The 13,094-nt window shown below is 76.0% G+C and carries 4 protein-coding genes and 1 pseudogene; all 5 read right to left on the reverse strand.

Annotated features, from left to right (window positions below; genetic code table 11):
- Positions 1 to 205: pseudogene (locus PKY62_RS09550) on the reverse strand (GNAT family N-acetyltransferase); the annotation flags it as partial.
- 497 nt (positions 206 to 702) lie between these two features.
- On the reverse strand, positions 703 to 2,535 hold the full coding sequence (locus PKY62_RS09555; protein ID WP_324536480.1) for a hypothetical protein: 1,833 nt from the start codon (positions 2,533 to 2,535) through the stop codon (positions 703 to 705).
- 10 nt (positions 2,536 to 2,545) lie between these two features.
- Positions 2,546 to 6,829, reverse strand: coding sequence for a hypothetical protein (locus tag PKY62_RS09560; protein ID WP_324536481.1), 4,284 nt, complete (start codon positions 6,827 to 6,829; stop codon positions 2,546 to 2,548).
- Positions 6,826 to 10,119 carry a hypothetical protein gene (locus tag PKY62_RS09565; protein ID WP_324536482.1) on the reverse strand — a complete coding sequence of 1,098 codons (3,294 nt, stop codon included), beginning with the start codon at positions 10,117 to 10,119 and terminating at the stop codon, positions 6,826 to 6,828. The genes PKY62_RS09560 and PKY62_RS09565 overlap by 4 nt, the downstream gene beginning before the upstream one ends.
- A 3-nt stretch (positions 10,120 to 10,122) precedes the next feature.
- Positions 10,123 to 12,963, reverse strand: a complete 2,841-nt coding sequence (locus PKY62_RS09570) for a DUF6603 domain-containing protein (RefSeq protein ID WP_324536483.1) — start codon at positions 12,961 to 12,963, stop codon at positions 10,123 to 10,125.
- Between the last annotated feature and the right edge of the window lie 131 nt (positions 12,964 to 13,094).

Below are 13,094 nucleotides of genomic sequence, written 5' to 3' on the forward strand. Positions count from 1 at the left end.
GCGGCACGGAACGCTCGCACAACGCCCGCATCGCCCGTTCCCGCTGGTCGTCTCCGTCGCCGCCGAGCTCGCGGATGTCCGCCGCGCGGAGCCGGTGCGACAGGCACCAGCACGCCACCTGTCGGCGGTTGGGGTTGACGATGTCGGCGAAGTCGTCGAACCGGTCGGGCGTCAGCGGGTTGGTCTGCCAGGTCGCGGTGTCCATGGGTCCAGCGAACCACCGACCCCTGACGGAGCCGTTCCTGAGATTGCTCACATTCGTTCCAGAATCGCCCACATGGGCGCCGCGCGCGTGCCTAGCGAGGAATCCGTGCCGCAGGGGACATGCGGCACGTCCGGGGTTTGCACACCGCTGGTGTGCTCAGGGAGGGGAAAATCGATGTCTGACATGCGTTTTCAGTTGAATGCCGCGGCGGGGCAGCCGCAGGCCGTCACCTCGCCGGTGAGTCGGCGAACCGTTGCCAAGGGGCTGGCGTGGAGCGTGCCGACCATCGCCATGGTCACGGCCGCGCCGGCCATGGCCACCTCGGGGCCCGAGCGACGTTCCGGTTCATCAGTGCGTGCAAGAGCCCCGGCAACTCGTGCTCGGTCTTCCCCAAGGGGTACGACTTCCGGTTCGAGGTGTGCAACCCGAGCACCCGGCACTCCGCCGGACTGCGCCTGCACGGCCACCCCCGTCTGACCCGACCAGGTCAGCTGCGCTCAGGGGCGGGGGCGGCGCACCGTGATGTCTGTGCGCAGCCCGGACTCCGCCTCCCCGCGACCGACCAGTACCCGCCGTCCCGTCCACGACGCCCACGTTCCGTCACCGCGGCGGGAGATGACCGGCACTCTCTGCACCCGGACGCCGTCGCGGGGCACCTCGGCGGAGTCCACCCAGCGGTGCTCGTCGCCGCTGAGCACCGTTCCCGCGGGGGCGACGTCCACCCGGGAGTCGCCCGAGTACCGCGCGACTCGGCCACGCACCAGGGTGACCGCCCCGTCGGCGCGGCCCGGGATCGGCCCGACTCGGGGCAGGAACGGCGTCCAGGTCTGCGGGACCTCGGTCATCAGGCCGTAGGCGAGCACCTCTTCGCCCTCGACGGATGCAGCAGACACGCGCCTTGCTGGCGGGGCGGACCGCGGCACGACGGGGTCTCCGCCGGCGCCGGGCACGAGGTGCTCGATCGCCCAGACGAGGTTGGCCGACTCGTCGCGCAGGAAGCCGACGTCCTCGATCGGCGCGCCCTGCAGCACCCCCGAGGATGCCGGGGGCACGACGAGCCCTGGCAAGGCCTCCGAACCCGCGCCCGCGCCAGCATCTCCACCAGCGCCCGTCACGGCATACATCCGCCACCGGGCCGTGTCAGCGCCGTCGGTGTCGACGGTCCACGTCGTGCCGAAGGTGTCGGTGTACTCCACGGCATCCACCGTCACGACCACCCCTGCCGGCACGTCGACCGGGACGACGAGCCAGTCCCCGCCGTGCACGAGGGCGCACTCGACGACCAGCAGGCGAGCGAGCTCGTGCGGGTCGGCCCACACCGACCCGAGGTCGACCCGGGCGTCCTCGAGCTCCCAGAAACGGGCGGCCGGCATGCCCGGGAACGACAGGCCCGTCGCGAGCATCGTGCGGTCGATCACCCGCGACACCGCCTGCGACGGGGGAGGATCGCCGACACCGCCCTCCCCGTCGACCGACCCCGGCTCGACGTCGAAGCTCGACCACGACACCTCGCCACCCCCGTGGCCCGGCGCTCGTAGCACCCGGGTGGGCGTGGCGACGGCGAACTCGTGCTCGAGCCGGGACCCCACCCAGCACCCCTCGTCGCCGCGATCTGGCAACACCTCCGCCCGCACCCACGACACCCAGTGGGCCAGGGCCCGCTCGGCCGACGCGCGACGTGCAGGTCCCGTGCGCAACGCGGTGCGCCACCACGATGGCCGCGCCCCGCCCTCGAACGTGGCGAGCACCGCGTGCGCGTCGATGGCCGTGTCCAGCAGCGCGTCGGCGACCGGGCTCCACGAGTCGGCGAGGTGGGCGGTGCGGATGCCGGCGCCCTCACCACCGCCGGCGCCCTCACCACCGCCGGCCTCCTCACCACCGACCACCACGGCGAACCGTTCCCGCAGCGCCGCCGCCGCACGGACCTCCCCGAGGTCCTCGAGCGTCTCGAGCAGGGCCCACCCGGCCAGCGCCAGCTCACGCGCCCCGGGCCGCGCCGCATCACCGACCTCGGCGTCGACGAGCCACTCGAGCGGAGTTCCGGCGGGCAGGTCCCGCCACGCGGCCCCACCGTCGCGCGGCCCGGCCCGCCACGCGACGATCGGCTCGGCCGTGGCCCGCACCCGCACGGTGAGCGGCGTGCCGGTGTCCTCACCCGCGAGCTCGCCGAGCTGCCACTGCCGCCCGAGCAGCCAGAGTGGGTCCCACAGCTGCGCCGTCAGCCCGACCGCGGGGTCGCCCGACACCGACTGCGGCTCCAGCCGGGTCGAGAACGGCGTCAACGGCAGCGAGCCGAGCATCAGCTCACGGGCGCGGAACAGGTCTGCCACGTCTCCTCCTCTACCCGTCGAACCTGACGAAACGCGGCGTCGTCGAGACGTCGGCGAGCTCGGACAACAGCCGGGGGTCGAGCACTCGCTCCCCGTGCAGCGACCAGTGCGACACTGTCGCCGCGGGCAGGAGCGAGCCGGCCAGCGGCAACCGCTCGAGGGTGACCAGGCGTTGGCGCGCCAGCGCCCGGGTCTCGTCGACGATCGCGAGCACGCGCTCCTGGCTCCACGGCATCCGGTCGGGGGTGACGGCGAGCAGCAGCACCTGGGGGGCGCGCGCGTCGGGCCCGTTGGCGTGCACCGCCAACCCGGTGGTCGCGACCTCCTCGGGCGGGGCATCCTCGGCGCCGGTCGCCGACGTCGTGTCGTCGGGAACCTCCCGCCGCCTCGGCAGCGTCTCGTGCCACGCGTCGACGACGAGCCCGCTGTAGCCGCCGAGCGGATGCACCCCGGGTGCGGACTCGACGACGAGGGAGGTGTGGGCACTGGCCGGTGCCACGGCATCCGGGAGGTGTTCCCCGAGCCAGGCCGACCGGTCGAGCGTCACCGCACGCAGCGGCGCCCGGCGCCGCGCCGCGGCCCGCAGCATCGCGACCTCCGTGTACCCCTGAACCCCCGAACGCACCCTGGCGTGCCGGGCCAACCACGGCCGGATGCCGTGTTGCTGGCTCGCGTCGTCGGCCTCCCACGCGGTGGTGAGGGGCTCTGGGGTCGGGGCCGGATCGAGGGGGAGCGGCACGGGGAGCTCGGAGCCGGTGAGCAGCCCCGCCGCGGTGACGACGTCGGCGACGGTGGCGGCGGCACCGAGCAGGTCGGCGACCTCGTCGACGCGAGCCTCGGCCTGAGTGAGGGCGGCGGCCACCTGCGCGCGCAGGAGCAGCTCGTCAGCCGGTGCGCCAGGACTGGCGCCCTCGTCGGGGTCGGGCACGACCTCGGGCACGACGCCGTCGACCAGACCGAACTCGGCCAGCCGCGCGGCCAGGCGCCGGATCGTCCCCGGGGACGCCCCCGGGGACGCACCCGGGGACGCCGCGGCAGGGGGTGCCTCGGCGACGATGGCGGCCAGCGTGGCGAGCAGCGCGTGCAGGTCGTCACGCCACGGGTCGCCGGGGCGCGGGACGGCCGGTGCCGCGCGCACCACCCCCTCGTCGCGGGGGTCGTGCACGACGTCGGCGGCCTCGAGTGCGCGGGCCGAGACGAGCACCCGACGAAGGGCCCCGGCGAGCAGCCACGCCCCGCCGAGGGTGACCTTGCCGGCCGCGAGGGTGGGCGGCTGCTGCGTCAGGGGCTCGGCCGGCAGCCGGGGTCGGGTGAGTCGGGCGCGAGCCCAGAAGGTCGTGAGGCCCAGGCTGCCCGCACCGGCCGCCTCGACGACGTCGAGGGCGCCCACGCCGAGGGCGCGCAGGGTCGACCCGTCGGCCGTGACGACGATGCGGTGGGCCGGGCCGAGCACGAGGCGACACCACGACTCCAGCCGCGGGTTGGCCCGAGCCCGCGGCGTCGCCGACCACCCGTCCGTCGCGCCGGCCCCGGGTGAGTGGGGAAGCAGCACGACGAGGCGGTGCGACAGGCCGCAGCGGTCGTGGGGGTTGGCGATGACGTCAGGGTCCGCAGGCAGGCCGTCACCCGACAGCGCGTCCATCGCCGCGGCGGCCCCCGCGGGGTTGCCCGCGACCACCTGGTGCACACCCTCGGCGAGCAGCAGGTCGCCGACCGCGTCGAGCAGGCCGCCGAGACGGTCCAGGGTTGCCGAGACCCGACCCCACTCCTCGTCGATGGGTGGCCACGGTGCGTCGTAGCGCGCGAGGGCCGGTGGGCGCTGGCGAAGCCGCTCGCGGACCAGCGCGCGGTCGAGGTCGAGCAGGCGCACGCCGTCGACGACCTGCGAGGTCGCCAGCACCTCGACGCCGACGTCGACGATGCCCTCGGCGACCCGGTCGACCTCCTTGGCGGCGATCGACGGCGCCAGGGCGCGCAGCGGGGCGACGAACCGCCCCAACGAGGCGTCGGTGTCGGTCAGCCAGCGCTCGAAGCGGTAGCCGAGCAGCGCGCCGAGTTCCTGCCCGGACCGCATGCCTGCCAGCACCTCGCGGGCCTCGCGGGCCCGGGTGCTCGACAGGTCCATCTCCAGGGCCCGGTCGGCCTCGTCGCCCGGGGCGTGCGCCAGCCGTGCGCTGCGCAGCACGGCCGCGGTCGAGGCGTGGCGCAGGCTCGGCGCGTGCACGACGCCTCCGCGCTCGGCGGGCTGGGTGTCCGGCGTCTCGGGGTCGGCCGGCCGGTGACGACGCACGAGCACGAGGTCCTCGACGAGGCCGAACGCGCCGACCGTGATCCCCGTGCGACGCTGCGCCCGCAGCTGCGCGAGGCGGGCCGTCGCGATCGAGGTCACCCAGGCGTCGTGGCGGTGCGAGGTGCAGTCGAGGGCCTCGGCGAGCAGACCGCGCCGGTCCGCGGGGTCGGACACCCGGGCCAGGGTGCGCAGGGCGTCGCGAACGTGCCGCCAGAGCACGAGGGCGCGCAGCAGGGCGTCCAGGTCGGTGACGAGACCCTCGGTCGTCGGTGGCGCGAAGCTGGCATCGAGGGTGCCCAGCGGGCGGGCCCACCGGGTCACGACACCCTGCTCCTCGACCCCGCGGTCGATGAGGTGCAGGGTGTGCTCGGCCAGGTCGGCGAGGTCGTCACGGTCGTCGTCGCCGAGCACCGCCTCGAGCACCTCGCGCGCGGCGTTCGCCGCGTCAGCGCCGATGGCCTCGAGCAGCCGCCCGTCGAGGGCGTCGCGCAGCTCGCGAGCCCGACGGTGCCGGTCGACCTCGCCGTCGACGGGGGGCCCGGCGAGGCGGCGGTCGAGGTCGGTGCGCACGCGCTCGTGGGCGAGGCCGAGGAGCACCTGGAGCACGCTGGACTCGCCGGGGTCGCCACCCTCGGCCAGCGCGGCGAGCACCTCGGGGTCGTCGTCGGCGACGAGGGGCAAGCCGAGGGTGCGGTCGACGCCGAGCACGTCGGGGTCGGCGAGGGTGCCCTGGCGCACCCCCATGAGCGACTCGAACACGGCCGTGAGGTCGCCTCGGGCCTGCGCCTGCTCGAACGACGTGGCGGCGGCGGCTGCGGCGAGGGGCCCACCCGTGCGCAGCAGGCGCCGCACCCGCAGGCCCCACGACACGGGCGTCTGGCCGAGGATGCCGGGGAGCGCGCGGATGCCGTCGCGCGGCACCGCCGGCACCGACCGGGCGCCGAGGCGCCAGAGCACGGCGGTGCGCTCGAGCACGCGGGCCAGGGAGTCGACGGCGGGTGACACCCCGGTGGCCTGCGCGAGCACGGTCACGGGCAGCACGCCGTAGGGCTGGCGCCCGATGCGCAGCAGCGGCAGCGGTCCGCGGCCCCGAACCGCGGCGCGGTGGTGGCCACGCAGCGCGTCGATCCGGCCGGGGTCGAGGGCTCCCGGGCGCACCGAGCGGGTGAGGAAGGTGCCACCGGTCACCGGCCACAGCGCCGTGGCCATGGCGTGGGCCCACGCCTGCCCGTCGTCACCGGCGCCGACCCAGTGCGCCAGTGGTGCGTCGGGGTCACCGACGGCCTCGGCGAGGAGGGCGGCCGCCGACGTGGCGGCCAGGGCGGCGGGGTCGGTCTCGACGCTCTTGCCTGCACCGGCATCCGGCCGTGCCCACGCGGAGCGAGCCTGCTCGGTGTTGTTCGTCGGGTCACCCGCGCGCAGGAACCCGCAGTCGTCGCCGTGGGCGAGCAGGGCCGCCGTGACCGCTGCCGACTCCTCGTCGGGGTCGCGCCCGGTGCGCGCCCCCATGACGACGAGGCTGTCGAGGCGCTCGGTGCCGGGCGGCAGGGTGAGCGTCACCGCCATCCCCACCTCGAGGGCCGCCTCGTACGACCACAGCCACTCGGCGCCGGACACCGCAGCCCCCTCGGCGCCGGCCGCCGCCGCACCCTCGGCGGTGTCGTGCCGAGCCAGCGCCCGCAGTGACGCGGCGAGGTCGTCGAGGTGTTCCGGTGCGGTGCCCTCGGAGCGTCCGAGGCCGAGGTGGTCGAGCGAGACGGGTTTGCCCTGCGCCTGCGCCACCACGTCGCCACTGACCCGGGCCACGACGACGAAGGCGTCAGGCAGCAGCAGGGCGGTGCCGGTGTCGTGGTCGATCCCGACGTCGTCGGGGTAGATGCGCACGCGCAGCCGCACGGGGGCGTCCGGCGGGGCGTCCGCGGGCATCGCCTCGGTCTGGGTCTCCAGGCGCACGGGGACGAGCAGCAGCGGCACCTCGTGGTCCAGCCTCTCCCAGGCGGTCATGGCCCGACCTCCCACCACGGCCTGGGCCGCAGCATCCGGCCGAGTCGGTAGCCGGCCCGCGCCGGCAGCTGGAAGAGCAGCCAGGCGAGGTCGGCCGAGGTGGGGTTCGCCGCGGCCCCCGCGGGGCGCGGTGCCGTGGCCGGGCTGAGGTGGGCACCGACGAGGGGCCAGTCGGCCCAGGCGAGGTCGTCGCGGGCCCGGGGTGGAGGCGGCAGCGGGGGGTCGCCCGGCCCCGGGGTCACGTCGAGTCCGAACCGTGGTTCGCCGACGTGCTCGGAGAGCGTGAACCACCAGGCGCCGTCACGCGGCACGGGCTCCAGCGTGCCGTCGGGTCCGAGCGGGTCGGCGGTCAGGGCGTCCTGCGCGGTGAGGTCGACCCCGGTGAGCAGCAGGTCGGGCCCGATCCTCAGCTGGAACAGCGTCCGGGCCGGCCGGCGGCGGTACCCGACGGGCTCGTCGCCGCCGTCCTGCTGCACGGCCACGCCGAGCAGGTGGGGGTGGCGGCGCACCAGCTCGCCGCGCACGAGCACGACCAACCGGCCGGATGCCGCGTCGCCGAGGTGGGTGCCGAGGTCACCACCGCGCAGGCGGTGGATCTCGTCGTCGAGCTCGTCGGTGGGTGACCAGAACGACCGGAAGCTCGTGCCGCGCCCGTCAGTGGGGTAGCCCCGCCAGACGAGCTCGCGCATGAACTCGTGGTTGAGGCCGACGAGGAAGGCCTCGACGAACACGGGGTTCGTCGCCAGGGTCGTCATCATCTCGTGGGGGTCGATGCTCGCGACGCCGGGCAGCAGCCACTCGGGGTCGTGGCGGTGCAGTGCCTCGTACATGGGGTGGGTGAACCGGGGGGCCGCCATGACGGAGTCGTAGCGCTGGTTGTCGAGCCACCCGGGGAAGTGGGCGTCGAGGCCGGGGATCCGTTGGTGCACCCGGCGCCCGATCGTCACCGCGGGCTCGAGCAGCGGGAGCAGGTGCAGGGAGGGGACGACGAGCACCTCGCGCACCGACTCGCTGAGGCTGTCGGTGCCGATGAACGCGTCGTCGTAGGCCTGGGCGAGGGCCTCGACGAGGCGCTCCGTCTCGCCCTGGAACACCTCGACGAGGCGCCGCGCAGCACCGGCGGTGGGCTCGTCGAACGCCTCGCCCGCCGGCTGCCCCTGGCCGGCGCCCTGGTGCACGAGCCGCTCCCACAGGAAGGTCACGAGGTCCTGGAGGTCAGGGGTGCCGACGGCCAGCCGTCCGGGGGCCTCGGGGACGTCGGTGCCGGGCAGCTCGTGGCGGGTCGTGAGTGGGCGGGGGAGCCACCACTCGTCCTGCGCCTGGATCAGCCCCCCGGCCTGCGACACCAACGAGGCGGCCCGGTCCAGGGCCGACTGGTCGAGCTCGCGGCCGGGTTCGGGCGACTCGACCTCACGCACGGTCGGCAGGGCGGTGAGCAGCACCTCGAGCACGCCGCTGAGAGCCAGCCGGGTCACCGTGGCCGGGTCGACCCCCGGTGCGGCGCCCGCCCCACCGTCGGTGATGGCGTCGATCAGGCTGGGCTCGGCCACCCCGGCTGCCAGGGCATCCGGGTCGGCCACGCCGAGCTCGGCCAGCAGTGCCCGGCCCACGTCGCCGATGCCGCGGGCGCCGTCGGGTGGGGAGTAGCGCCAGACCCAGTCGTGGGCGACGTCGCCGTCGGCGAGCAGCGGGCCCGACCCGTCGGCGGCGAACCGGCGCAGCGGCCCACCGGGGCGGGCGAGCGCGCGCAGCGTGCTGGCGGTGGCGGCGGTGGGTGTGGCGCTGCGGCCCACGACGGCCCTGGTCGTCGACCCGGGCTCGGCGAGCAGGCGCGAGTGCGCTCGCGAGGTGACCGCGAGCAGGGCGCCGGGGTCGAGCCGTGCCAGGTGGCGGCTGTGCAGCCGGTCGCCGACGAAGCGGGCGAACTGGGCTGCCCGCAGCGCCGCGTTGGCGTCGAGCACCGAGGGCAGCTGGGCCCACGCCGAGGTCATCAGGTCTTCCTGGTCCATGCGTGCCACCGCGGCCCCGAGCCCGGCGGCGATGCGGTGGGCCGGGTCGAGGTTGAGCTGGCGCAGCCACACCGGTTCGGCGCCGGCGGCCGCCAGGGTCCCGGTGGCGAGGTGGGTGCCGCCGTACAGCGGGGGAGCGAGCTCGGGGTCGCGCTCAGCGGGGTCGAACCCGACGGCGTCGAACTGCACGTGGTCGGGCTGTTCCACCCGCGCGCGCAGCGCCTCGACCGCCTCGTCGTCCCAGACGCCCGCGGCACCCGGTGGGGGCACGGCGGCCGCGGTGTCACCGGCAGCGTCCGGCACCGGGTGGGTGAGGGCGCCGTGCACCGCGCGCGGGCCGCCGGTGGTGGTCACGTCGAGGCCCAGGCCCGGGTCGGAGGTGTCGACGAGGCGGCGCCCCGTGCCCACGGGAGCGTGGACCGGCTGGATGCGGCGCGCCAGTGACTCGAAGTCGCCGTCGAGGCCGGTGCTGAACGACCAGTGGTCGTACACGGGCAGGCGCACGGTCGACTCGGGCCCGCCGAGCGTCCACGCCCACCTCAGGTCGTCGAGGGGGTCCGTGATGCCCAGCCCGGCCCGGCGCCCGACCTCGAAGGTCGGCACGAGCAGGGCCGTCCACGACCGGTTCGGCTCCAGCTCGCGCGGGCAGAGCAGCCGGGCGACGTTGAGGGCGGGGTTCTCCGGCGACAGGCGCGGGTCCTGCCCGCTCGCTCCCGGCTCCCGCGGGCTGCCGAGCACCTGCACGTGCGCCCACGCCCACGCGTCGGCCTCGGGCGGCAGGTCGGCCAGGGCGACGTCCGCCCAGGCGGGCAGGCCGGGCTTGTCCGGTGGTCTCACGAGCCCGGGGTCGTCGGGGACGACGACGAGGCGCAGCCACGGCGGAAGGTGCCCCCCGGCATCCGGGCCGGTGGGGGTGAACAGCCACGGCAGGTCGGGTTGGTCGAGCTCGCAGTGGGCGAGGTCGCTGGGTTCGGCGTCGCGGGTGCCGGGGGAGGGGTACCGCCGCACGACCTGGCGGGGGTCGATGCCGAGCACGTCGCCGGGCCCACGCAGCAGCAGCCGGCCCGTGCCGCCGTCGAGGTTCGATCCGTCGGTGAGGGGCACGGTGACGTCGATGCGCCCGCGGGCCCGGGCGCTGGTCGTGAACGGTGTGCGGTAGGCCGCGGCGGTGCCGGTGCGGTGGTGGGGCAGGAGGGTGTAGGAGCCGAGCCCCACCTCCGTCAGGGCGATCGGATGGGTGCCGGCGAGCACGTCACGCAGGTGGGTCTGCCAGCCGGCCACCGCTCACACCCCCGTCTTCGTCAGGTGCAGCGTGCTCAGGCCGAGGTCGCTCGCGGTGGCCGCGGCATCCGACCACGGCGCGAAGCCGGCGTCGAGCCCGGTGTCGGCGGGGTCGGGGGTGGTCGCGGTGGCGTTGGTGGCGAGGTCGGCGACGCGCACGGCGGATGCCGGTCGCACGGTGAGCGGGCGCGCCACCTCGGCGTAGCGGTTGGCGGCGCGCAGGGCGCTGGCGCCGGATGCCGTGGCGTCCAGGGCGACCTGGACCGACAGTCCCTGGGTCCACCACGCGGTTCGCCGGGAGCGCCGGAAGGTCTCGAAGGGGTGGACGTCCTCGTAGGTCATCGTGGCCTCGACCCCGGCGGGGCTGTCGGGGCGGGAGCCGCTGGGGTCGATGACCAGGCCGGCGGTGCGGTCCTCGAAGTCGGGGGCGTCGAGGGCCTGGTCGTCGGTGAGGTCGAGGAAGGCCGCGGTCGCGAACGCCTCGCGCACCTGCGACCAGGTGGCACCCTGCTCGCCGCCGACGAGAGGGTCACCGGCGATGCGCACCGTGCACCGGGGCGGGTCCACGGTGTCCGGGCCGACCCGGTCCAGGCGCATGCCGAGGGGCGCGACCCGCTGGGTGGCCTGGAGCAGCGCCCACGGGTCGATCGGGGTGCGGCCGGCGTCGGCGCCGTCGAGCCGGGGGAGGGGGGCGAGCGTGACGGGGGGAGTGAACCCGGGGCGAGCACGCGGCATCCACGCCGTGGCGTCGTCGAACGCCCGGGCGATTCGGGGCAGCGGGCGGACCGTGGATCGTGGGGTGGGCGGTGCCGGGTCGCCGAAGATGATCGGCCCGACCGAGATGCTCGGGTCGGGCAGCGGCCACGGCAGGCGCAGCCGGCCGGTGCCCCTGACCCACCACGGTGAGGGGCCGCGCAGGTTCAGGGCGAGGTCGACGCCGGCGACGGTGTGGCCCAGGGCCTCGACGCCGACCTTGACGAGCAGGTCGAGCTCGAACCCGAAGGGGTTGAACTGGACGATGGCGTTGATCTCGAGGCTGCCGCGCACCGCCGCGACGAGCACCGTGTACGCGACCTCGATGCGGCCGCCGAGCTGGAGGGTGTTGGGGGTCAGGGCGACGTAGCCGCTGATCCGCATCTGGAAGCCGATGGGTGGGGCGAGCTCGGAGGAGATCCGCGAGAGCCCGGCCAGCTCGCCCGGGACCTTGGTGTAGCGGGGGTGGAAGCCGCCGGCGGAGACGACGAACGTGGGGTCGCCACCGAAGCGGGCGAGGATGCCGAACCCGCCCTGGACGCTCGCGAAGCCGACGCGGGAGGTCTCGAGCTCGGCCCGCACGAGGACCATCCCGCCGCCGAACTGGGCGAGCAGGCTGGCCCGCAGGTCGATGACGGCGGCGTCCGCGGTGGGGAAGGCGGCCCGTGCCCGGCCCAGGACGACGACCACCGGGTCGGGCAGGGCGAGGGCGACGGCGACGTCGAGGCGCACGAGCGTGGGGCGGCCCCAGCCGAGCGCGAGCATCGGCCCGATGACGAAGCCGTCGTCGCGGGCCGGGAACACCTCGCCGAGCGTGCCGAGGATCTGGGGTGCGGCGGCGACCGGGTCGGGCGGGAAGAGCAGCCGCCCGATGATGCCGTCCTTCAGGCCCTTGGCCAGGGGTGTGGTGTTGATGGTGACGCCGTGCCCGAGGATGCCGCCGACGCCGTTGAGGGTGAAGCCGAGCCCGAGCTCGACGGCGGGGTTGAGCTCGACCGACATGACCGCGACGAACGAGGTCTCACCGCCGCGTTCGCGCAGCAGGCCGAACGCCTTGACGTCGACCGGGCCGAGCCGAAGCTGCAGCGCACCGCCGTAGCCGGCGCCGCCGGCGCCGGTGGGCGGGCTCGGGGCGAGGTAGCCCCCGCCCGTGACCAGCCCCGTGTCCAGGGACAGGCCGATGCCCCTCACCGGCGCGCCGACGCGCGGCGGGGGCAGCGGTGTCCCGTCGAGCAGGGCCACGGGGTCGACGACGATCACGGCCTCGACCCCGTCGACGACCGCGGCGAGTGGGCCGAGGGACCCTGTGAGGCGGCCGGTCAGCGCGATCGCGACGGCGCCGCCCTGAGGGCGGACGCTGAGGCGTAGGTCGTCGAGCGCGGCGATGCCGGTGTCGGCCGTGGCGGGGATGCTGACCGGCCCGGCGCTCCCGTGGGTGCGCAGGCCGTGGCGGGATGCCGTGAGGTCGACGTCCGCGGTGACGCGCGCCGCCTTGCCGACGATGGTCGACAGCACGGCGTTGGGCGCCGCGCCCGCGGCGCCGACGAGGTCGAGGCCCAGGCCGGCCAGGGAGAGCGTGGCGGTGAGACCGCCGCCGGCGCCGCCGCCGTCGACGGCCACGGTCAACGCCGCGCGGCGCAGCCGGGTGCCCGGCACGAGGGCGGGCGGGGTGCTCGTGCGCCATGTCAGGGTCAGGGCGCGGTCGGTCCACGCGACGGTGGGGTCGGCGAGGCCGAGGGTCGACACCGCACCGGCCGGGAGGTGCTGGGCGATGAGGGCGCGCAGGTGCGGGGCCGGGTCGGGGGCGCCGAGCAGGGCGGCGGCCGCGCGCACCTGCGCGAGGGCGGTCCAGAGCGTGGTGCCGGCACTCGCGATGTCCGGGGGGTCTCGTGTGGCGGCGGCCAGCGCGGCGTCCGCCTCGGAGGCGGCGCTGGTCAGGTGGGCCGCGACGGCGGCGAGGTCGGCGGCGTCGGTGGGCAGGGGCTGGCCGAGGGCGGCGGCGAGCGACGAGGGCGTGGCCACGTCGCGCAGCCGAGCCACGGCGTACCCGGTGGCAGCACGCAGCAGCTCGCCGGCGGGGTCCGCTCCCATGCGCAGCGATTATCCGCCGCCGGTGGGTCCAGTGTCCAGAGCGTGCCGACCACGCACCCACGGCGACACGCCCGAGCGTTCGGTGGGCGGACGGCATCCGAACGCCCTGACCTGCACAAACGGAACTCGCC

This window comes from Actinotalea sp., from assembly GCF_035443605.1.
Lineage (GTDB): Bacteria > Actinomycetota > Actinomycetes > Actinomycetales > Cellulomonadaceae > Actinotalea.

What these genes read in the sequence shown, in the direction of transcription:
- PKY62_RS09560 (WP_324536481.1), bottom strand. Translation starts at nt 6,829, where the DNA reads ATGACCGCCTGGGAGAGGCTGGACCACGAGGTGCCGCTGCTGCTCGTC.
- PKY62_RS09570 (WP_324536483.1), bottom strand. Translation starts at nt 12,963, where the DNA reads ATGGGAGCGGACCCCGCCGGCGAGCTGCTGCGTGCTGCCACCGGGTAC.